Here is a 21,709-nt window from a genome sequence, read left to right on the forward strand (position 1 = left end):
CGTCCAAAAAGGACGGGCGGGACGCCCATCCCACAATAACAATTAAAATTGTAAGTTATTTAATTCGCGATCCTAAAAAAACCCGGTTTCTTGAAGAAACCGGGTTTTTGTGTAGCGGGGAAGTTTCCCCCCTACCCAGAGGCTGGCGAAATTTAGAGAGGTTCTTCTCTTCTGGTGGTCACGTCGCCCAGTTTTTGGAACAGGCCCCACTCGACTTGTTCTTCCAGGTCAGCCTCAACTCCAGCAAACACGTCGCGGAAAATAGTCCGAGAACCGTGCCAGATATGGCCGAAGAAGAACAGCAAAGCAAAGCAAACGTGTCCGAAAGTGAACCAACCGCGAGTCGAAGTGCGGAACACCCCGTCCGAGTTTAAGGTTTCGCGATCAAATTCAAATACTTCACCCTTTTGAGCAGCGCGAGCAAACTTCTTAACATCTAGAGGATTATTAAAGGTTTGACCGTTAAGTTCGCCGCCGTAGAAGCTGACGGTAACTCCGCTTTGTTCAAAGCTGTATTTTGATTCAGCACGGCGGAAGGGGATGTCAGCGCGAACGACCCCATCTTTGTCCGTCAAAATTACTGGGAAAGTTTCAAAGAAGTTGGGGAGGCGGCGAACCGACAATACCCGACCTTCGCTGTCAGTAAATACTGGATGGCCCAGCCAAGATTTAGCAATACCGTCGCCATTGACCATCGCGCCGGCCCGGAACAAACCGCCTTTAGCAGGAGAGTTGCCCACGTAGTCGTAGAAAGCCAATTTTTCGGGAATTTGTTCGTAAGCTTCTTGGAAGCCTTGGCCACCGGCTAAGGTAGCTTGAGCTCGGCGATCGATTTCTTGTTGGAAATAGCCACTGTCCCACTGATAGCGAGTCGGGCCAAAAAGTTCGATCGGAGTTGCAGCAGAACCGTACCACATCGTACCGGCAACCACAAAGGCTGCAAAGAATACGGCAGCGATACTGCTAGAAAGTACAGTTTCGATATTCCCCATCCGCAGGGCTTTGTAAAGACGTTCCGGCGGCCGCACTGTCAAGTGGAACAAACCGGCAATTACGCCGACTACGCCCGCTGCAATGTGGTGAGCCACGATGCCGCCCGGATTATACGGGTCGAAGCCTTCAGGGCCCCAAGAAGGCGCCACTGGCTGGACGTGACCGGTCAGGCCGTAGGGGTCGGACACCCACATTCCGGGGCCAAAAAGTCCCGAAAGGTGAAATGCGCCGAAGCCGAAGCAAAGCAAGCCGGAGAGGAACAGGTGAATGCCAAACATTTTTGGCAAGTCGAGGGCTGGTTCACCGGTGCGAGGGTCTCTGAAAAGTTCTAAGTCCCAAAATACCCAGTGCCAAACTGCTGCTAAGAACAGCAGGCCTGAGAGGACGATGTGAGCGACGGCGACGCCTTCAAAGGACCAGAAGCCCGGATCGACGTTACCTTCGCCAGTGATGCTCCAACCGCCCCAAGAACCCGTAACTCCCAAGCGAGTCATGAAGGGCAACACGAACATCCCTTGACGCCACATCGGGTTCAGAACTGGGTCTGTGGGATCAAAAACTGCTAGTTCATAAAGGGCCATTGAGCCGGCCCAACCTGCCACGAGGGCAGTGTGCATTAAGTGTACAGAAATCAATCGGCCTGGGTCATTTAAGACGACTGTGTGTACGCGATACCAGGGTAGTCCCATTGACTGCGGTTCTCCAAGGTGTAAGTGATGATGTCTATTTTTACGGAAAAATCAGATTCTGAATCCCCAGCAGTTACCTGCAGGGCTTAAACTCTGCCTTTTGCCGACTGCCATCTACCTTCAAAGGTGGAGGCATAAAAATGAAAGTTATTTAAAGAAGTGTATCGAGTGTTAGAACCGATTGCAATATGTTGAGCATTACATTAGTTGCGGGTTTCCCATTTCGCAGCGGGCGGCGATCGTCCCGAGGCGTTCGAGGACTTGCTCGGCATCGATCAGTCTGGTGAGCTTAACGTTGCCGATATTTTTGGCGGGATCGGCAGGATCGGGAGAGACGGCAGGTTGGACTTCTACCATGAGTACAGCGTCTTCTACGCGGTAGAGCCACATTTTTTCGTTGCGATCGGAAAGACAGAGGTTGAGCTGTTGGATGTCTGGCTGGCGTCTCCAGGCGGCGTGAGTCCACTCGCCGCCAACGCCCCACACGCGCCCAACTTTCCAGCCGTCGGATAAGAAGAAGTATTTCACTTGTGTACGCTTGTTGAGATTTTTTTGTCTAACATAACGCAAAACTGCAAGCTTACCGAATTAGTGAACCGCGAAGACGTGAAGGACACGAAGCGAGAGCCGAGAAGATATAGGTAATCTGCTAGCTGTTGGGGAGGAATCTACAGAATTGTCAGATAAGTTGCGATCGAGCTAAATCGAGCGTTCAAAGTTGTTTGCAGTGTGCAAAATTTTGGATTAGCTTAGAGTATTTAGGCAAGTAGCTTGGGTTAGGTTGGCATCGACGGTGGCGAGGGTTAGTCCATAATGAACGGCGGTGGCGGCAATAAATCGATCGGCGGGGTCTTGGTGTATTATATCTAGTTGACGGCTCAGAATGGCAATTTCATTGGTGAGGATTGCTTCTTTTGTGTCGAGTTCTTGTAGGCTTTTTTGAATCCATTTTTCTGGTGTAGGTTATAGGGTTAATCTTCCTTTTTCGGCGAGTAGTAGGGTTTCCCAAATGCTAATGGGACTTAAGCAAAGTTCATTTTCTTCGTTAGCGATCGCCGTTTGTAAAGTAGTTGATAGGCGAGGATTTCCAAGACGATACCAAAGCCAAATATGGGTATCTAGTAAGAATTTCATGACAGGACATCCCAAGTTACGAGGTTAGAGGTTGGCTCGATGATATCTCCGATAATTTTGCCACTATCTTTGGCAGATCCGAAGGCTGCTCGTTTACCTTTTCGGATGGGGGAGATAATGGCAACAGGCCGATCGTTTTGGGCGATGGTGAGGGGTTCGCCTGTTTGTATGGCTTGGGTGAGTAGGGCTTGGATGGTTTCGGGAAGGTCGGAAAGGGCGATCTGTGTCATGGTGTTAGTAGGGTTGGTGGCAGGTTAGGGGACAGGGACTTGCCGTACATCGATTTTAAGCGGTTCGTAACGGTTAGGGTTGCGGTAATTTTGCCTCTTTGGTCGTTTGCAGTCGATCGCATCATCTTAATCTCAATTAATATGCCCCAATTATGAGCGATCGATCTTTTACCAAACCTTTTAATACACTATATAATGGTATTAAATGACAGGTGCCCCGAACTGCACGGGGAGGTATGGTACGGTTGAGATACCGTGCGCCTGTCAGAGACAAGGTGCCCCGAACTGCACGGGGAGTTATAGTACGGTTGAGATACCGTGCGCCTGTCTAAAATCTTCTTCAACAAAAGAACCCTGGACTCTCGCAGTCGTGGGTTTCTGATTAAATACCTTTCTTCGCTTAGGGAAGGAGTTCGCGATCGATCGAGCCTTCAAAGTTGTTTTCAGCGTGCATATAAATATTGTTATTCGATCGACTATTGCCTATAATATGCTATGTAAGGCATAATTGATCCAAATGACATGGAACATTGAGTTTCACTTTGATTTTTACTCTGAGTTTACCGAATTCCCCACTGATGTCAGATTAGAGCTTTTAGCAAAACTCACACTGTTACAAGAATTTGGCCCAAACCTCAAGCGTCCTCACGTCGATACTCTCAATGGTTCTACCTACACCAATATGAAAGAACTTAGGTTTCAGGCGGCTGATGGAGTTTGGCGAGTCGCTTTTGCATTTGACCCCCGCAGAGAAGCGATTTTGTTGGTAGCTGGGGACAAATCGGGTAGTAGTGAGAATCGATTTTACAAGCAAATAATTAAGATAGCAGATAGTAGATTTGCCGACCATTTGAATAAGTTAATGGAGCAAGAAACAGATGACAATTAGCCTGAAGACTATTATGGAAAATTTGCCTCCCGAACAACGAGCAATAGTCGAAAAGCGATCGGTTGAATTAATGGCTGAAGAAATGACCTTGCAAGACTTACGAAAAGCAAGGAAATTTACTCAGATTCGCATGGCAGAATTATTAAATATGCGTCAAGAAAATGTCTCGCGACTCGAACGCCGTGCGGATTTGTTGGTATCTACTTTGCAAAGTTATATCGCGGCAATGGGTGGGGAGTTGTCATTTGTCGTAGAATTCAAAGATCGACCCCCCGTAAAAATTACTGGATTAACATCGATGTTTGAAGAAAGCAGCTACACTAATGGAGAGGAAGAGTTTTAATTGAGGAAACTAAAACCTAATTTTGCCAGATGTCTATTCTTCAATCTAAAATCTAAAATCTAAAATCTAAAATCGAATGACCGCACAAACACCAGTAGAATTCCAAGACAGTTTCGACATCATCGTAGTAGGTGGTGGACACTCCGGCTGCGAAGCCGCCCTCGCCACTTCTCGCCTCGGCTGTCGCACCCTTCTCCTCACCCTCAACCTCGACAAAATTGCGTGGCAACCTTGCAATCCGGCTGTCGGCGGCCCGGCTAAAACCCAACTTACTAACGAAGTTGATGCGTTAGGCGGGGAAATTGGCAAAATGGCCGATCGCACTTACTTACAAAAGCGCATCCTCAACTCTTCACGAGGCCCCGCAGTGTGGGCGCTGCGAGCACAAACTGACAAGCGGGAATACGCCGCTGTAATGAATAATATTGTTGAAAATCAACCCAATTTGACCATCCGGGAAGCGATGGTGACAGACTTAGTTTTGGGCAAAAATGAAGAAGTTATCGGAGTAGAAACATACTTCGGCGTCGCTTTTGAATGCAAAGCAGTAATTCTGACCACAGGCACTTTTTTAGGTGGCACAATTTGGGTGGGCAATAAGTCGATGCCCGCCGGACGTGCCGGAGAATTTGCCGCCGTTGGTTTGACGGAAACTCTCAATCGCTTGGGTTTTGAAACGGGCAGGTTAAAGACAGGAACTCCGGCAAGAGTTGACAAACGTACTCTGGATTACACTAACCTGGAACCGCAGCCGGGAGATGCAGTGGTTCGCTGGTTTAGTTTCGATCCAGAAGTTTGGATCGAACGGGAACAAATGCCTTGTTATTTAACTCGAACTACGCCGGAAACTCACCAGTTAATTAGAGACAATTTGCACCTTTCTCCAGTCTACGGTGGCTGGGTTGATGCGAAGGGGCCGCGCTACTGTCCGAGTATTGAAGATAAGATTGTACGGTTTGCGGATAAGGAAAGTCACCAGATTTTTATTGAACCGGAAGGTAGAGATATTCCTGAACTTTATATCCAAGGATTTTCTACTGGTTTACCGGAAAATTTGCAGTTGCAAATGCTGCGGACTCTTCCGGGTTTGGAAAAGTGCGAGATGATGCGCCCTGCTTATGCGGTGGAGTATGATTATTTGCCGGCAACTCAGTGCTTTCCAACGCTGATGACTAAGAAGATCGAAGGGCTGTTTTGCGCGGGTCAAGTGAACGGTACAACTGGATATGAGGAGGCTGCTGCACAGGGGCTCGTGGCGGGGATTAATGCGGCCAGGTTTGCGAAAAATCAGGAGATGATTGTGTTTCCTCGCGAGCAAAGTTATATCGGGACTCTGATAGATGATTTGTGTACGAAGGATTTGCGGGAACCTTACCGAATGTTGACTTCGCGATCGGAATATCGGCTATTATTGCGATCGGACAATGCTGACCAACGCTTGACGCCGCTGGGACGGGAAATTGGTTTGATTGACGATCGCCGATGGGAGTTATTTGAGCGGAAAAAAGCTAATATTGTGGCAGAGAAGGAACGCTTGTACTCGACGCGGGTGAAAGAACACGAGGAGATTGGCAAGGCAATTTTGGCTGATACTCAACAAGCGATTAAAGGTTCGATTACTCTGGCTGACTTGTTGCGTCGTCCGGGTTTTCATTATGTCGATTTGGAACGGTACAATTTAGGCAATTCTAGTCTGAAGTTGGCTGAGAAAGATGGTGCGGAAATTGATATCAAATATTCTGGCTATCTGCAAAAACAGCAAAATCAAATTGATGAAATTGTCAGACATGAACGCCGACAATTGCCTGCAGATTTGGATTACATGGCAATTACAACTCTCTCGAAAGAATCGCGGGAAAAGTTGGCTAAGGTGAAACCGCTGACGATTGGCCAAGCGGCGAGAATTGGCGGGGTGAATCCGGCTGATGTTAATGCTTTGTTGATTTTTCTGGAAGTGCGAAACCGTCAGCAGCCAGCGGGTGTTGGTAAATAAGCTAAACTATAGCCTTTCGATCTCTCATATGAGGTACTCATGGGCATAGGGCATAGCGCATAGGGCATAGGGCATAGCGCATACCTCACTTTTTTGAGAAGCGCTATAGAGGTGTCTCAAGGTTCCCTTCAATTTTATGAAATAGCAGTAGGAAAAAGTGTGAATATTGTGAAACCACTATTTTGTTCGGCTGCTTTCATATTGAGGGATATAGATTCTGGGCTTTGCTGATTCACGGTATAAATCAACTTTTATCAGAAGTTACAAAACTCACCATACTGGGCTTATAAAAATCCCGAAATCTTGAATTTATACCTGTATTCAGCAACACCAAAAATAAGGAAAACTGGCAGAATGTCAACTCTAATTGATGAAATTCTGCCAGTATATTGTAGATATTTATCAATCGTCGAACCAAGTCTGAATTTCGCAAATATTCCGGAGAATAATCAGCGTTCATCGGTGGTTCAAACCTCCCCGAAAGCCCCACCAGTGTTGCCACCCTCAAAGCCTTAAAAGAACAGCGAGATGCCTTGCTATACGCTTATATACGCGCTCATATTATGTCCGGTCGATTACCCCTAATACGGTAGGGGCGGGTTCACGAAAAATATTTGCCAATAATTGACAATCTCAAAAACCCGCCCTTTTAATCGATTTTAATCGCGGTAACTCGATCGGACATGATATCACTGCTGGTACTGGGGAATAGGCGGAATGTGGTATTGGGCGATCGCACAATCGGCTAAATAGTCATTCCCCAAGTTCGATAAGGAGAGTGGGAGAGTCGGAGAGAGGGAGAATTAGGAAAATATTCCTTTATTCTCCTGACTACTGACTAATGACTACTGACTACTGACTAATGTGCCCAGAGAATCACGCCAGCTTCATAAGGACTGCTGAGATTATCGTGCTTCGGCAAAACGCGCAACGACAAGCCTTGCAAACCGCTAGAAGTATAAGTAATGTCAGCCGTATAAAGGCTAGCATTGTGAGAATCTTCACCCAAATACTCCATCACTACCGGTACGCCGCCGATGATATTTCCATTAGCATCAACCGAACCTTGATAAAGTTCGACTTGCACGTCTGCAGGAGTCAATCCCTTCAGATTAATCCGAGATTTAACAGCGATCGACTGATTGACCTTAACTTCCTTATCCTGGGAAATATCAACAGCCTCAATCTTAATATCGTGCCACTTCGCGAGAACGTGCTTCTTCCAGTGAGACAACTCCTTGGCGGGAGCGCAATTATCCGAAGTCATGGTGTGGTAGCGATCGCTCACGGGGAAATATGCCCGCCGCGCGTAATCCTTCACCATCCGAGCAGTATTGAAGAAAGGACAGTTCAAGCGAATTGAATCCTTCATTTTCTCCGTCCAACCGCGGGGAATTCCATCAGCATCCCGGTTATAAAACAGCGGTACAACTTCCTTCTCCATCAAGTCGTACAAAGCATTAGCCTCTACCTCATCCTGATACTTAGTATCTTCGTAAAATTCGCCATGTCCGATCGGCCAACCGGTGCGAACATAATCAGCCTCATCCCACCATCCGTCAAGAATGCTCAGATTCGGCAAACCATTCATCGAAGCTTTCATCCCCGAAGTCCCGGAAGCCTCACGGGGGCGGCGCGGCGTATTCAGCCACACATCGCAGCCAGACACCATCATCCGAGCGACGTTAATGTCGTAGTTCGGCAAAAACACCATCGAACTCATCGTGTCGTGTTCGCGGATGAAGTGAACGATATCCCGAATCAATTCCTTACCCGGAATATCCATCGGGTGAGCCTTCCCAGCAATCACAAACTGCACCGGGCGGTTTTTGTCCCGCATGATCCGCATAATTCGATCGACATCGCGCAAAAACAGCGTCGCCCGCTTGTAAGTAGCAAAACGGCGGGCAAACCCGATCGTCAGCACCTTCGGATCGAGAGCCTCCCGCGCGTGTTCGATTTCCGTTTGGGCCGCACCGCGCTCGCGCAAAGTCTTTTGCAGCCACTCCCGTGCGAACACCACCAACTCCGAGCGACAGCGTTCGTGATTGCGCCACAATTCCTCATCAGGAATCGATGACATCCGATCCCAGAGTCGATCGTCCTTACCGGTCATTTCCCAGTCCGGGCCAAGGTATCGATCGTACAACTCCTGAGTAGACTTCGCCACACAACTGCGAGCGTGCACCCCGTTGGTAATCGAAGTAATTGGTACTTCTTCCTGCGGCAAACCCGGCCACAAACCCTGAAACATCGGGCGCGACACCACGCCGTGCAAAGCCGCCACCCCGTTGACAAAACTCGACATTTTAATTGCCAAAATTGCCATATTCAGAGGTGCGGACAAATCCCCAGTATTCTCCCGGCCCAATCCCAAAAACTCATCTTGCGACAAGCCAAACATCTTGGGATACTGACCTAGATAGTGCATCACCATATCCGGCTCGAACAAGTCAAACCCAGCAGGCACGGGCGTGTGAGTCGTAAACATACTGCTCGAAACCACCACCTGTTCCGCTTCTACGAAACTCAGGTGATATTCCTCCATCAGCATCCGAATGCGTTCCAAAGCCATGAAAGCCGCGTGGCCTTCATTCATGTGATAAGCCGTAACTGTCAGCCCCAATGCCTTGAGCATTTTCACGCCGCCGATGCCCAGCATGATTTCTTGGTGCATCCGCAGAGTTTTATCACCGCCATACAGTTGGTCGGTAATATCTTGGTCGTAGCGGCTGTTAGGTTCAATATTTGTATCCATTAGGTACAAAGGAACCGTTCCCACTTGTACCCGCCAAATCCGGGCATACACCTTGCGGCCGGGATAGTCCACCTCAATCCGCAATTCCGAACCGTCGGGGTTGCGTTCTGGGTGCAGCGGCATATTGTAGAAATCGTTGAGCGGATAGCGTTCTTGCTGCCAGCCGTCGGCGTTGAGATACTGCGAAAAATAACCTTCTTGGTAGAGTAGGCCGACACCGACTAAGGGCAAGCCCAAATCACTAGCTGATTTGAGGTGGTCGCCTGCGAGCACGCCTAAACCGCCTGAATAGATGGGTAGGGCTTTAACTAAGCCGAATTCCATCGAAAAGTAAGCGTAGCATTCCTGCTGCTCGGTGCCGCGCTGTTTGCGGTACCAGGCGCGATTTTTGAGATAATCGTCTAACTGCTGGGCTGCTCGGTTCATTTGGGCAATGAAGCCTTCGTCTTCTGCCATTTCTTGCAGTCGCTCTTGAGATATGGTTCCGAGCATCAGCACCGGATTTTGGTTGCTGGAGTCCCAGAGGTCTCGATCAAGGCGGCGGAAGAGGTCTTTGGTATCGACGTTCCAGTCCCAGTGCAAGTTGTAGGCAAGCTTGCGTAGGGGTTCGAGAATTGTCGGTAGCGACGGGGAAACGTTAAATGTACGAATTGGCTGCATAGACAAAGCCTTTATGTTGGGGTAGCGATATTTTCCTCTGTCTTTAGGTACAAGTCCGTTATTCTGCACACTATTTTAAGTTTTAACCAGTTCATGCACGATGCCATCAAGCAGACGAAACGGAAGCGCAAGTCGTTCGATGTGAGCGAACTAGCCGTTTTCGGCTGCGATAACTGTCGCAAGAAGGCCTCGCCACCAGGCCATCACGACTGGACGGCGATCTGTCTTGAGTGCGGCAACGAGTTTTCCTACAGTGGCTGCTCGTGCGACGGCTGCTGCGGCGGGACGTATGCGGGTTTCGGCGGTGGTCGCACGATCTTTTTACGTGTAACGTTCGCAGGACTTGCACGCAGCGTTACAAGCTCACGCAGTCGTAAGTCGCGACCCAATTAAGCAATTTGCACTTGTCGCAAATGAGAATTTACCAAAAGTTTGCTAGCCTCACCAGCCGAGAGGGCAGGGCTGAAATAGTGGCCCTGAATTTCTTGACAATGGAGTTCGCGCAAACACTCCAACTGCTCTTTAGTTTCTACTCCTTCGGCTACCACGCTCAAGTTCAAATCTCGCCCCAGGGTCGCTACAGCCTTGGCGATCGCCCGTTCGCACGGATCGGTCGTCAATCCGCTGACAAAGGATTTATCTATTTTTAAGATATTCAAGGGAAACTTTTTGAGATAATTTAGAGAACAATAACCCGTGCCGAAATCGTCCAGTGCAATTTGCACTCCCATATTCTGCAACTCCCTGAGAACTTTTGTGGTATAATCCACATCTTGCATGGCTGTAGTCTCGGTAATTTCTAACTCTAAATACTTGGGTGCTAAACCAGTTTTTTCCAAGCATTTCGCTACCATTTCTAATAAATTAAATTGCTGGAACTGCCGAGCCGAAACGTTGACTGCTACCCGCAAATCTGGCCGCAAAGCATCCTGCCAAGCTTTATTTTGAGTGCAGGCTGTTTGCAGCACCCATTCCCCAATAGGTACAATTAGTCCGTTCTCTTCGGCGATCGGAATAAATGTAGCGGGAGTAACTAAACCTAATTGTGGATGTTGCCAGCGCAGCAGGGCTTCCATACCCTGAATTTCCCAAGTAGTAATATTGACTTTTGGCTGGTAGAAAACCTCAAATTCTCCCTGTTCTAAAGCCTCGTGCAGTCTGTGTTCTATAGTTAGTAAATGGCTGCCGTGGGGATTAAGTGTTGAAGTATATAACTGATAGTTATTTCTTCCCATTTCTTTAGCGTAGTACAAGGCAGCATCGGCATTTTTGACTAAAGTTTCGGCATCTTCACCATCATCGGGATAAAGGGCAATGCCGATGCTGCTGCTAACATGAAACGGTTGTCCTTCTAGTTTAAAGGGTGGCTTTAAATTGTTGAGTATTCTTTGAGCTGTTTTAACTGCATCTTCTAAGCAATTGATGTCGGGAAGCAGTATGGTAAATTCGTCGCCTCCCCAGCGGGCAACCGTGTCAGTCGATCGCAAAGTGTCGCTGATGCGTCCGGCAAAACCTTCTAACAGGCGATCGCCCGCAGCGTGACCTAGTGTATCATTAATCTTTTTGAACCTGTCCAAGTCTAAAAACATCACAGCTAGCGTCTTTTGGGTTTTTTTAGCTTGTTTTAAGGACGCCAGCAGCCTCTCGTTAAAAAGTATCCGGTTCGGTAAACCGGTGAGTTGGTCATAAACAGCTTGATAGCGAATAATTTCTTCAGCTTGCTTGCGCTGAGTGATATCCATGATCGTGCCGATCGCCCTTACTGCTTTGCCACTTTCATTGCGGATGATATAGCCGCGATCGAGCACAAAAACATATCCCCCGTCTGCACGGTGAAAGCTGTATTCCTCCGACCAACATTGAGCGCCTGAGCTCATTGTTTCGTAGAAGCTTGACATTACTCTTTCCCGTTCTTCGGGATGAATATTTAACCACCAAGATTCTAATTCTATCGTCTGAGTTTCGTTGAGTTTGTATCCAAAAACTTTTTCAAATTCTGCGCTCAACCAATACTCATTTTTTAACAAATCAAAATCCCATACGGCATCATTTGTCGCCCGCGTCAGGAGGTGAAAGCGTTCTTCGCTTTTGCGTAGTTTTTCTTCGGATTGCACCCGTTCCGTTACATCCCGAAAGCTGAATACTCGACCAGTAATTGTGCCTCCCGTGCGCTGGGGCAACGAGTAGCGCTCGAAGATTCTGCCATCTGTCAACTCGATGAGATCGTAACTTTCTGCTGCGGGGCGATCGCACAATTCTTTAGCACGGTTGAGAAATATTTCCGGGTATTTTAACTGGTTGATTCCAAACCCCAAAATTGGGTTGTTATCTCTCGAATCAACCTGCAAATCCGGCAACTGCCACATTTCGGCAAATTTACGGTTAAAGCTGACAACTTTTCCTCCAGTGTCAACCGCCAGAATACCGTCAGCAGTAGATTCAATGGTTGCTTGAAGCAACGAAAGAGATGTTTCTAGTTCTAACTCGGCTAATTTGCGATCGCTGATGTCAAACGCTGTGATTAATATTGAGGCTTTTTTTTCAAATTTTATAATATCTACCGTTGCTTCAATCCAGCGCATTTTTCCAGTTTTCGTGACTATTACTAATTCATATTTAGAGCCTGCAGTTGAGCGCGCGTGGCTGGATTTACCCCAGTGTTTAACTATTTCTAGAAAATCTTGATGAATTAAGTCGTATAAATCCAACGCTAGCAATTCTTCACGAGTATATCCTGTCAGAGCTTCTGTCTGAGCATTGACATAGCGCAACTGTCTGCGGTGATAGATAAACGCAACAGCATTAACAGTTTCTATCAGTTGGCGAAACTTTTTTTCACTGCGTCGCAAATTTCTTTCGACCCGCTTGCGCTCAGTAATATCTTGTGCTATATATAACTTGCCTCTGACCTGGCCGTGACCGTCGCGAATAATTGAAATAAAAAGCTGTACAATTATTTTTTTTCGGTGTTTAGAAAGGTAGACTTTTTCGACGTTGCGGACAGAATTTTCTGCTGTTAAACTTGCTAACTCTAACTCCTGTGCCGGTGATTCACTTTTCTTGAAAAGTCCGGCTATTGGTTTGCCTAACAACTCTTTTTTAGAGTATCCCAAAAGTTGACAGGTAGCTTGGTTTAACGACAGGATATGACCGCCGGGGGTGGTCGCAATTATGGAGACGTTCATTTCCTCGCAAATATCCAGGGCATATTCGGCAGTTTGCTGCAAATCTTGGGTAATTTGGGCAATAGTATGCCAGATATCCTGTTCTTTTTTTGGATACAACATTTTTTCTCCTTTTGGTAGGTTGTCATTCTCTGTTTCAGACTTGGGCTTGATTAACCTCATCGTCTTGGATAAGCTATTTACTGTCTTCCCCCCGATCAATAATGAGATCAATAAACACATAACAACCAGAGGATAACCAATTACTGTTAACCTAATAGTAGGTTCTTTTAGAGGATTTTCCTGAAATGGTATATAATTGTAAGTCGGTAATTTTATTGGTTCAATTTGGGATAATTTATCCAAAAATAATGCGGCGATTGCAGAAGTAAGGGGGCGAGATGCGGCTCGCAAATAGCTATGTTTCTGAGACCCAATCAAAATCTCTTCTCCTGGGCTAGTGCCATGCCCATATCCTAGACTTGTCGGTAATATTTTTGGATTTATGCCACATTCCACACCCAACATAGCAACCGCGAAATATCCCAAGATTAATTGGAAAAATATTTTCATTGGCTCTATTCCCTAATTTCAAATAAATCTTTTTATGATCCATAAATCTAACAAAGTTTAGCACCACTCTCTCCGCCCTAGGAAAAGCCAGCCACCATTAATTTATGTGGTTTTGTGAATTAAATGTTGTTCAGATAATAAATTAGCTTTATAACTTATTATAATTTAAATCTTAATTTAAAATGTGTCATCAGCCATTGTGCCACAAATTATCCGCCATTCTGCCTAGACATCGGGTGGAAGCGCGCTAAAATTAGATAATTCCCGCAAGGAGGCGATCGGGATTTGTTAGAAAAATAAACAATTAGCTTAAAATCGATGCAGAGGTCCACTAATTGAACCCATGAGTCAGACCATCCCAGAACTCCAAAAAGAAGTCCGCGCGCTGCAAGCAGAAGTTACCGCCCTGCAAGAGTCGCGGGAAAAACTTGGCGTACAGCGCTCTGAGTGCCGAGTGGCAGTCAGTTTTCCCAAAAACAATACTCCTGAAGCCATTGCCGAGTTCCACCAGCAAACTGCTGCTTTTGGGGAGCAGTGGTTGCAGCAAATCCAGGAAATTGACCGAGAGACTAAAAATATTGAAAAGCAACTGCAACAAAAACAGGCTTTACTCAATTACAAGCAAGGTGAACTAGAAAAAGTGGTGGCCGGAGAGCACTGGCAAGAACTAGAAAATAAAGTTCAAACCGGGGAAAAGCGCTTGCAAACACAAGCTCGCAGAATCAATCAAGCAGCAGCGCAGCTAGAGGCAGAAATCCAAGCTTTAAAAGCACTCTACGACCAACTCAATCCGAGTTATTCCGAGTGGTTTCAACAACCAACTCAAGTAGTCAAATTTTCTGCAACAACTATTCCTTACGCTGTTCCCAGCAGCAGCGGGTTGATATTGGAGAATAAAAAGATTGAATGGGAAAAAAAGTAGTTTTGCATTGTTAATTTTTAAGGTAAATTAGTGAGTTGAATGTCGCCGTCGCAGGCTCCAATAAGCAAGACAGATTCGACGGCAACATCCCAAGGCTTTTACCTGCTTTTTCAGAGAAAAAATAAAAAACTGCCTCTGCCGCAGCTAAGTTTAAGATTTTTGAGTTTCATTTTTTGAAACTGGTTGATTTTTAACTCTGGTGTCAATCTAAAATCTCAAATATAGCCTTTCGAGCTCTCATATGAGGTACTCATGGGCATAGGGCATAGGGAATAGGGCATAGGGCATACCTCACCACGCTTGAGAACCGCTATATAACAGTTATGAACGCATCAACCGGGTTTTACGAAAAGACTTTGTGGCAGCCCTCGCTTCCGCTAAAAAACCCTGTTGATGGGAATGAGGAGTGCGTAAGCCGTGTCTAAAATTTCAAATAGACTTACTGATGAAACAATTGATTTGGATAGCGCTATTTATTCTGGTTGCGGTGACGGCTGTGGGTTGGCGTTCTGACTCGTGGCAGCGGTTGTCGGGTGTACCCGAAGTTGGGATCGATCGCACTATCCACACTTCTCAAAACCCGTCTCCCTTACCGCTTCCTGCTGAAAAAAATAGTTTTTTTCAGCCCCAAATCGACCCGTCCCGCTTGTGGAAACACGTCGAGACTTTAGCAGGAGAACGCGAGGGAGAACGAGCTCGCTCTTTTACTAGAGACTACATTTCTAAACAACTGCAAACATTAGGAATTTCCCAAGAGTTCCAGCCGTTCGATCGCGGAATCAACGTCTTCGCTGAGAGAAAAGGCACTGACTCAAACGCCGGTGCAATTTTAGTCGCAGCACACTACGATACTGTACCGAACTCCCCAGGCGCTGACGACAATGCGACGGGAGTTGCAGTAGTTTTAGAAGTAGCAAGATTGCTGGGTTCTCGCCCCACGCCTCGGACATTGCAAATAGCATTTTTCGACAGGGAAGAACTCGGACTTTTAGGCAGTTTAGCATTCACCGGTAGCGAGGCGCGGTTAAAAAATTTGCAGGGAGCCATTGTCCTAGATATGGTAGGTTATGCCTGCCGCACCCCCGGATGCCAGCAATATCCCGAAGGATTGACAGCGCAACCTTTTCTAGAAGCATCGGGGGTAAAATCTCCCGACAAAGGCGAGTTTATCGCTGTAATTGGGGATGCGGAACATCCGCTGCTATTGAAAAGTTTTGCGGAGTCGGGAAAAGCCGATTTGCCTGCGGTGGTGGCACTGCCGGTTCCCCTGAAAGGGTTGCTGACTCCCGATGTTTTACGCAGCGACCACGCGCCTTTCTGGTATAAAGGAATTGGTGCTGTGTTGGTGACGGATACTGCAAATTTGCGATCGCCTCACTATCACCAATCTAGCGATACATTAGCAACTATCGATCGAGCTTTTTTCGCCGGTTCTGCTCAAATTGTTGTTAATGCCACGGCTAAATTATTGGAAATTAGGTAATTGGTAATCGGTAATCTACTCGTTACCAGGCTCTTCCTGGTAACGCAGAGCGGGAGGCTCTGCCTCCGATTTCCCCACGCAAAGCAAGCGAGGCAGAGCCTCTGGAAATCTGTTCCTAGGCAGAGCCTAGGAACCAGCTAAATAACTAATAACTAATAACTAATAACTAATAACTAATAACTAATAACTAATAACTAATAACTAATAACTAATGACTAACAAAGAAAGCCTGCAACGGCATTTACTGCAACTAGACAATCGAGGCTACAAAGCCTACAAAGATATTCAAGGTAATTACGACTTTTCTGAATTCACATTAATTATTGATTACGTGCAGGGAGATCCGTTTGCTTCTCCCAGTAAATTTAGAGTCAGAGTTCCGCCAAACATTGCTCAAATTCCTGGCGAACTTTTCAACTCTCGCAGTCGAGAAATAGCCTTGCGAGATTACCTAACTCGCCAGTTTGACAAAGCCGCCCACAGCATCAGCAGCAAACGCGGCACTGGGAAAAGCGGTATGATTGCAGTGACTCGGTTCGGACAAGAAGTTTTAGAGCGAACTTCCGCATTTATCATTTCCTCAGCTAGATCAGATATCGGAGATTTAGGAGGAGTTGAACTGCGATTTGCCGTCGGACTTCCAGCGGGCGGACGCAGTATTTTAGGGCGACAAGCTGCTGAAATGCTGTGCGAAGATATTCCGCAAATTGTCAGTCGATCTCTGAAGTATGCTAACTTAAATGCGGCTGAATGTCGCCGTCACGTTGAAACTGTAGAAGATGCTGACTGGCTGCGGCAGCAGTTAGCTGAAAAAGGATTAGTTGCGTTTGTTGCTGATGGTTCTATTTTACCCCGCCGCAGCGGTGTTGACAACAGTCCTTTGTTAAATAATGCTGTGGCTTTTCAGTCGCCGCCGTCATTAAGAGTTGAGTTTAATTGTCCGAATCGCGGTTTGATTTCCGGTATGGGTATTCCCACTGGTATTACTTTGATTGTTGGGGGCGGCTATCACGGCAAATCAACTTTACTCAGGGCGATTGAGTTGGGAGTTTACAACCGAATTCCGGGAGATGGAAGGGAATTTGTGGTGACTAATCCGGCGGCGGTTAAAATTAGAGCGGAAGATGGCAGAAGTGTTGCGGGAGTTGATATTTCGCCTTTTATTAACCACTTGCCGCAAGGTAGAGATACTGCACAATTTTATACGGAAAATGCGAGCGGTAGCACGTCGCAAGCTGCTAATATTATTGAGGCTTTGGAAGTGGGGAGAAGGAAGAAGGAAGGCACGACACGGATTTTGACACGGATACACGGATTAATTTATGAAGAGGATTTAGTGCCTGTTTTATTGGTGGATGAGGATACGGCGGCCACTAATTTTATGATTCGCGATCGCAGAATGCAGGAACTCATTGCTAAGGATAAGGAACCGATTACACCGTTTATTGATAAAGTGAGACAATTGTATGCGGATTATGGCGTATCGACTATTTTAGTCATGGGGGGAAGCGGTGATTATTTTGATGTGGCGGATACGGTGATTGCACTGGAAAATTTTCAAGCATATAATGTGACGGAAGAAGCTAAAGAGATTGCTAAAAATTACTCGATTAGCCGTGCTGCTGAAGGGGGAGAAAATTTTGGTGATATTACTCAAAGAGTGCCGATTCCTGCTAGTTTAGATCCGAGTCGGGGACGGCGAGATGTGCGGGTGAAGGTGCGGGATGTTGATGAATTGGCTTTCGGAACTGAGGAGATTGATTTGGGTTATGTTGAGCAAATTGTGGACAGCGGACAGTTAAGGGCGATCGCTGCGGCAATGGTTTATGCTAAGCAGCAATACATGGACGGAAAACGCACTTTGTCGGAAATTATCGATTTGGTGATGGCGGATATTGACGCACAGGGGATGGATATTTTATCGCCTTTTCCTGAAGGGGATTTTGCCATGTTTCGACGGTTTGAATTGGCGGCGGCAATTAATCGGCTTCGCAGTTTGTCGGTTGTTGCCAAAATGACTGTTGACTGTTGACTGTTGACTGTTGACTGTTGACTGTTGACTGTTGACTAATGACTGTTGACTAATGACTAATGACTAATGACTTTTTGATATGCTGACAAAAGTGAGTGCAAAAACCGCGATTGAAGTATGACAGGCAATATAGGACAACTGACTGCTTTAAGCGATCGACCGTATTTAGTATTAAGCAATCAAGGTGAGGTTTTACAGTTAGAGTTAAAACAGCAGCAGCACGTATTGGGGCGCGATCGCACTCGTGCTGATTTAGTCATTCCCGAACCCTGGCGCGCAGTTTCCGGCGTTCACGCTGTTTTGCGCCAAATTGGGGATAATTACTGGATTTACGACGGTGACGGGCAGCGGCCGAGCACTAATGGCTTATTTGTCGATCGCACTCGCATCACTCCCAATGACGGTTATTGTCTGAAAAACGGCACAGAAATTAAAATCGGTCTCGCTCCTCAAAATCAAGTTTTGCTGAGTTATTTTAATCCGCTGACGAATCAGGTTGCTGTCCCTAGCAAGCAGTCAATTCCTCTTAAGAATCGGTCGGTTTTGTTGGGTCGCGATCCAAACGCTTCGCTGCAATTAGATGCGCCGCTTGTTTCTAGACGCCACGCCACAATCGACCAAGATAGTCGCGGTAATTATATTTTGCGAGACCACAGCGTTAACGGGGTTTTTGTTAACGGTCAGCGAGTGACAAATTCTGTACAGTTGTCCGAGGGAGATGCAATTCGGATTGGCCCGTTTACTCTAACTTACCGCAGCGGTGAGTTGCAGATGCAAGACTCCGGCCATCAAATTCGTTTGGATGCTGACAGTCTGGTGATTCCGAAGCGTTTGGATAACATCACTTTGGCGATCGAACCGGGGCAGTTTGTGGCTTTAGTCGGCGGTAGCGGCGCTGGTAAATCTACTTTAATGCGGACGCTTTTAGGCATCGAAAAAACTACTAACGGCGCTGTGTTTCTCAACGGCGACAACCTGCGCCAAAACTTCAATATTTACCGCAATCAAATCGGTTACGTGCCTCAAGATGATATTGTACACGCAGATTTGACAGTAGAAGAAGTCTTGAGTTATGCAGCTAAATTGCGCTTACCTCCCGATACAGATGTCAAGCAGGTAGTCGCAAAAACTTTAGAAGATATTGAAATGACTCACCGTCGCAAGGCTTTGGTAAAACAGCTTAGCGGCGGACAGCGGAAGCGGGTCAGCATCGGAGTTGAACTGTTAGCGGACCCGAAACTTTTCTTTTTAGACGAACCGACTTCAGGACTCGATCCGGGTTTGGATAAGAAGATGATGCAACTGCTGCGAAAGTTGGCAAATCAAGGCCGGACGGTGATTCTGGTGACTCACGCGACGGCAAATATCACGATGTGCGATCGGATTGTTTTTATGGGTCGCGGCGGACGCCTTTGTTACTTCGGCCCGCCTAGGGAAGCGCTCGATTTTTTCGATATCAAAACTGGCGATTTTGCAGACATTTACAACGAATTAGAAACAGGAGAAATCAACGTTCAAAGCTGGGCAGAAAAGTTTAATATATCTCCCTACTATCAGCGCTATATTGTCAACCACTTCAGCAGAAGCCAGGCTAATGCAAAAATACCTTCTGCACCTTCTGTACCAAAATATCAATCTTTTGTAAAACAACTCGTTTTGCTTTCCCATCGCTATTTTCAACTCGTTTCCCGCGACTTAGTTAACTTGAGTTTAGCTCTTTTAACGGCTCCGATCGGCATTAGTTTGCTGCGGCTAGCCGTCAGAGATAAAGACCCGTTAATTGGAGTGCCGGAGGCAACTTTAGCACCTTTGGCGTTGCGAGTTTTATTTGTATTTACCTGTGCGGCGATTTGGGTAGGGCTGGCAACTTCTCTGCAAGAAATTGTCAAAGAATCTGCTATTTATCTGCGCGAACGTTTGGTCAATTTAGGATTGTTTGCTTATTTAGGTTCAAAAATTTTTATACTTTCTGGTTTGGCAGTATTGCAAACGCTGTTAATGGTAGGAGTTATTCTGATTGCTTTTAAATCCCCCGAACCGAGTTTGATTTCCTGGGCGATGGGGGCAAGTATTACCACATTCCTAACTTTGATGAGCTGCATAAGCCTTGGATTAGTCGTTTCCGCGATTGTCAAAAATAGCTCTCAAGCTAATAGCGCTTTGCCTCTATTATTGTTGCCTCAGATTATTTTTTCGGGAGTTTTGTTTAAGATGGAAGGTGCGGCGAGCAAGTTTTCTTGGCTGATGTTAAGCCGCTGGTCTGTGGGTGCTTACGGCTCTTTAGTTAATGTGAATGGGATGGTTCCCGCGCCTACTACATTACCGGACGGGAGTACGCTTACTCAGCCGTTTGAGCCTACTCCTGTTTACGATCCAACGTGGGAAAATTTGGGTTTAAATTGGGGTATTTTGTGCGTGCATATTTTCGTTTATTTGATGTTGACTCTGTGGTTGCAGAAGCGGAAGGATATTGTATGAATTATTGGCTAATGAAGTCGGAACCCGATGTTTATAGTATTGCGGATTTGAAGGGCGATCGCACTTCCATTTGGGATGGCGTTCGCAACTATCAAGCGCGCAATTTTATGCGAGAAATGAGTCGGGGAGACTTAGTATTTTTTTACCATTCTAATACTAAATTTCCGGGAATTGTCGGGTTAATGCGCGTCGTGGAAACAGGGATTGCCGATCCGAGTCAGTTCGATGTTAATAGCGAATATCATGATGCTAAATCGCAGGTGGATGCGCCTCGCTGGCAAACTGTGAGAGTTGAGTTTGTTGAGGAATTTGCTAAGTTAATATCTTTGGATGAACTGAAACAAAAGTTTAGTGCTGATGAGATTTTGCTGGTGAGGAAAGGCAATCGGTTATCGGTGATGCCGGTATCTGAAGTTGCTGCTGAGAAGATTTTGAAGATGAGATGAGTTGTGACCATTTAACTTGCATATTTGGGGCGGGCTCTTCGGCCCACCCCACAATGCTTAAAGACTTTACAAAAATCCTCGGTAATGGTCTTGAAATTTGGCTTTTTTTAGGCTATTTTATACAAAGTTGCGGTTGTACTTAGTCATATGATTCGCGAAAATTTGAGTCAGGCAAGCAATCAGGATTTGGGCGGGGAAGATGCCCACCCCACAGGTCAATATCAGTTTTTTGTGGGACAGGCTTCTAGTCTGCCGCTTAAACTCAGAGATGCTCAATTAAAAGTTACTTACAGAAATTTACCTCATTGGGAGTTAGAAGGAGCGGTCTATTTCATCACTTTTAATACTTGGGAAAAGCTGGAATTAACTCCGGCTGCGAGGCAAGTTGTCCTCAATGCTTGCAAGTTTTTTGATAGGCAAAGGTATCAAATATTTTGCTTAGTTGTAATGCCAGATCATGTGCATATGCTAATGCAGCCTTTAGCAAAGTCGGATAATAAATTATGGTCGCTCAGCAGCATTCTGCACAGTATGAAAAGCTACAGTTCTAAACAAATTCCCAAGGTGATGAAGCATATTGGTACTGTGTGGCAGGATGAGAGACATGACCACATTGTCAGAGATGAACGAGAATTTCAGGTTTTTTGGGAATATATTAGGCAAAATCCTGTCAAAGCTGGTCTTTCACTGACTCCAGAGGAATATCCTTTTTTCTGGCAAATGTATGAAGTTTAGCTTTTTCTGAATTTCTGGTGGGGTGGGCATCTTGCCCGCCCAAGCTTCAGTCACAGGCAAGATGCCTGTGCCACAAGGATTTCACAGGCAAGATGCCTGTGCCACAAGGATTTCACAGGCAAGATGCCTGTGCCACAAGGATTTCACAGGCAAGATGCCTGTGCCACAAGGATTTCACAGGCAAGAT

16 protein-coding genes are annotated in these 21,709 nt (G+C 46.3%); 9 read left to right on the top strand and 7 right to left on the bottom strand.

Features of this window, described 5'->3' with window-relative positions; translation table 11 throughout:
- Positions 1 to 152 precede the first annotated feature (152 nt).
- From psbB to QUA16_RS28175, 5 genes are all read right to left on the bottom strand, one after another.
- A complete protein-coding gene (psbB, locus tag QUA16_RS28155) occupies positions 153 to 1,682 on the bottom strand; it encodes a photosystem II chlorophyll-binding protein CP47 (protein WP_333105474.1) in 1,530 nt (509 codons plus the stop codon).
- A gap of 198 nt (positions 1,683 to 1,880) precedes the next feature.
- Positions 1,881 to 2,210 (bottom strand): hypothetical protein, encoded by a 330-nt coding sequence (locus QUA16_RS28160; RefSeq protein WP_333105475.1) that lies wholly within the window; start codon positions 2,208 to 2,210, stop codon positions 1,881 to 1,883.
- Between the two features lie 216 nt (positions 2,211 to 2,426).
- Positions 2,427 to 2,627, bottom strand: a complete 201-nt coding sequence (locus tag QUA16_RS28165; protein WP_333105503.1) for a PIN domain-containing protein — start codon at positions 2,625 to 2,627, stop codon at positions 2,427 to 2,429.
- A gap of 18 nt (positions 2,628 to 2,645) precedes the next feature.
- A complete protein-coding gene (locus QUA16_RS28170; protein WP_333105476.1) occupies positions 2,646 to 2,816 on the bottom strand; it encodes a hypothetical protein in 171 nt (56 codons plus the stop codon).
- Positions 2,813 to 3,046, bottom strand: coding sequence for a type II toxin-antitoxin system Phd/YefM family antitoxin (locus QUA16_RS28175; RefSeq protein WP_333105478.1), 234 nt, complete (start codon positions 3,044 to 3,046; stop codon positions 2,813 to 2,815). Before QUA16_RS28175 ends, QUA16_RS28170 begins: the two co-directional genes overlap by 4 nt.
- A gap of 517 nt (positions 3,047 to 3,563) precedes the next feature.
- Between QUA16_RS28175 and QUA16_RS28180 the strand changes: the two genes are divergently transcribed.
- From QUA16_RS28180 to mnmG, 3 genes are all read left to right on the top strand, one after another.
- Positions 3,564 to 3,935, top strand: a complete 372-nt coding sequence (locus tag QUA16_RS28180) for a type II toxin-antitoxin system RelE/ParE family toxin (protein ID WP_333105479.1) — start codon at positions 3,564 to 3,566, stop codon at positions 3,933 to 3,935.
- A complete protein-coding gene (locus tag QUA16_RS28185; RefSeq protein WP_333105480.1) occupies positions 3,925 to 4,278 on the top strand; it encodes a transcriptional regulator in 354 nt (117 codons plus the stop codon). Before QUA16_RS28180 ends, QUA16_RS28185 begins: the two co-directional genes overlap by 11 nt.
- Positions 4,279 to 4,354: 76 nt before the next feature.
- Entirely contained in the window at positions 4,355 to 6,271 is a 1,917-nt protein-coding gene (gene mnmG / locus QUA16_RS28190; protein ID WP_333105482.1) for a tRNA uridine-5-carboxymethylaminomethyl(34) synthesis enzyme MnmG, read from the top strand.
- A gap of 859 nt (positions 6,272 to 7,130) precedes the next feature.
- On the opposite strand, the gene glgP is transcribed toward mnmG, so the two are convergent.
- Together glgP and QUA16_RS28200 are read right to left on the bottom strand one after the other, a co-directional pair.
- Entirely contained in the window at positions 7,131 to 9,689 is a 2,559-nt protein-coding gene (gene glgP / locus QUA16_RS28195) for an alpha-glucan family phosphorylase (protein WP_333105483.1), read from the bottom strand.
- Positions 9,690 to 10,078: 389 nt separating this feature from the next.
- Positions 10,079 to 12,976 (bottom strand): EAL domain-containing protein, encoded by a 2,898-nt coding sequence (locus tag QUA16_RS28200; protein WP_333105484.1) that lies wholly within the window; start codon positions 12,974 to 12,976, stop codon positions 10,079 to 10,081.
- Positions 12,977 to 13,769: 793 nt separating this feature from the next.
- Between QUA16_RS28200 and QUA16_RS28205 the strand changes: the two genes are divergently transcribed.
- The 6 genes from QUA16_RS28205 to QUA16_RS28230 all read left to right on the top strand — a co-directional run bounded on the left by QUA16_RS28205 (position 13,770) and on the right by QUA16_RS28230 (position 21,522).
- A complete protein-coding gene (locus QUA16_RS28205; protein ID WP_333105485.1) occupies positions 13,770 to 14,348 on the top strand; it encodes a hypothetical protein in 579 nt (192 codons plus the stop codon).
- A 445-nt stretch (positions 14,349 to 14,793) separates the two neighbouring features.
- Positions 14,794 to 15,831, top strand: coding sequence for a M28 family peptidase (locus QUA16_RS28210; protein WP_333105486.1), 1,038 nt, complete (start codon positions 14,794 to 14,796; stop codon positions 15,829 to 15,831).
- A gap of 211 nt (positions 15,832 to 16,042) precedes the next feature.
- Positions 16,043 to 17,863, top strand: coding sequence for an ABC-ATPase domain-containing protein (locus QUA16_RS28215; protein WP_333105487.1), 1,821 nt, complete (start codon positions 16,043 to 16,045; stop codon positions 17,861 to 17,863).
- Positions 17,864 to 17,980: 117 nt separating this feature from the next.
- Positions 17,981 to 20,341: an FHA domain-containing protein gene (locus tag QUA16_RS28220; protein ID WP_333105488.1), complete on the top strand. Its 2,361-nt coding sequence runs from the start codon at positions 17,981 to 17,983 to the stop codon at positions 20,339 to 20,341.
- The gene (locus tag QUA16_RS28225; protein ID WP_333105489.1) at positions 20,338 to 20,787 is read left to right on the top strand and encodes an EVE domain-containing protein; all 450 of its coding nucleotides are present in this window, start codon (positions 20,338 to 20,340) and stop codon (positions 20,785 to 20,787) included. Before QUA16_RS28220 ends, QUA16_RS28225 begins: the two co-directional genes overlap by 4 nt.
- 147 nt (positions 20,788 to 20,934) lie before the next feature.
- The gene (locus tag QUA16_RS28230; protein ID WP_333105490.1) at positions 20,935 to 21,522 is read left to right on the top strand and encodes an REP-associated tyrosine transposase; all 588 of its coding nucleotides are present in this window, start codon (positions 20,935 to 20,937) and stop codon (positions 21,520 to 21,522) included.
- Positions 21,523 to 21,709: the final 187 nt, after the last annotated feature.

It is taken from the genome of Microcoleus sp. S13_C3 (assembly GCF_036700905.1).
Classification (GTDB): Bacteria; Cyanobacteriota; Cyanobacteriia; order Cyanobacteriales; family Microcoleaceae; genus Microcoleus.